This is a genomic window from Tenacibaculum finnmarkense genomovar ulcerans, from assembly GCF_900239495.1.
Taxonomy (GTDB): Bacteria; Bacteroidota; Bacteroidia; order Flavobacteriales; family Flavobacteriaceae; genus Polaribacter; species Polaribacter ulcerans.
Genome location: NZ_OENE01000028.1, coordinates 1 through 1,246 on the forward strand (window position 1 = coordinate 1; position 1,246 = coordinate 1,246).

Below are 1,246 nucleotides of genomic sequence, written 5' to 3' on the forward strand. Positions count from 1 at the left end.
CGAGCCGTTTCCGCTTCTGAATTATCCACAAAAAAAGCGCTTCTTAATTTCTCTTTTTTGATCAATTTTTTTCTTCAATTGTGGGTAACGGTTTGTGTATGGAACGTAGCGTATTAATTTACTACATTTCGGGTTAAACACAGAGTCGAATTTTTTATTTTGTTTTTATCTTTTTTATTTCAAAAGCCAAATTAAAAATTTGGCGGAACTTAGTAAATAGGAGAAGACCTTTGGAATTAGCAATTATTAGCTATGTTTTATACACGTTGTTAACTACAGTTTTTATTTCTTTCTATAGTTTGACATATTACTAAAATTTTAATAAAAAATCATTTGTTATTTGATTCCTCTCGATAGCGTTCATTTCGAATAATTTAAAAATCATTACAAATTTGATTCTTAGTCAAAATTTTAGTAGATAGAATTTTTAATTGTTTTGCAGTACAGTCATCCTCAAAACTATTTTCTATACATTTTATGAGTTCAGGTATTTCAGATTCGTCATCTACAATTAAGTACGAAATATCATTAAAATCAAACTCTAAACGAAATTTAATCAGTTTTTGATTATATTCATCTCTATTCTTATTATATTCTTTCGATAATAAAATAGCGGAAAATTCTTCTTCCTTTAAATCTTCGCCAGATAGACAGTACCTCCATTCTCGTTCATCATAAAATCGGTAATTGTCACTATTAACTTTTCCTGTTTTTAAAGGTCCTTCATATAATTTTAGATATTTGCAAAACTCAAAAAAATCATCGATAAAATCTTGATGTATATCCATTTCCTTTTCATTTGAATTGAGCAATCGGTCAAATTGTTTATGATAATTTTTTGTCAATTTTGAATTTTCTTCAATATACATAACAGGATTTAAGCCTTTGTTTTTTGCCCAGCTTTTAGTTAATCCAATACCAAAAGAACCATAAGAATCTATATGATTTTTTACATCAGACAAAGGTATGTCACAGAACGAAACCATATTAATTGCAAAATGACTATTAGACTTTGTTATGCAATCTAAATTTTCATTACAATATTTAATTTTAAAACTTTTATCAGAAATGATACTGCTCAAATTTTCAATTTTTTTAGTATAATGTATTACCGAATTTGTGCTTAATGCCATTTTTTTTTGTAATTGTAGTTAACGATTTATATATGGTTTGTTGCATTTTTGAAGCACTAAATTAAGTAAATAAAAACGGAATAGAAAATCCCCTAAGGATTTTCGTAAGTAGG

General features: G+C 26.7%; 1 protein-coding gene. It reads right to left on the reverse strand.

From position 1 onward, the window contains the following. Positions 1–374: 374 nt before the first annotated feature. Positions 375–1,133 (reverse strand): abortive infection system antitoxin AbiGi family protein, encoded by a 759-nt coding sequence (locus DPIF8902391_RS09230; RefSeq protein ID WP_172505633.1) that lies wholly within the window; start codon positions 1,131–1,133, stop codon positions 375–377. Positions 1,134–1,246: the final 113 nt, after the last annotated feature.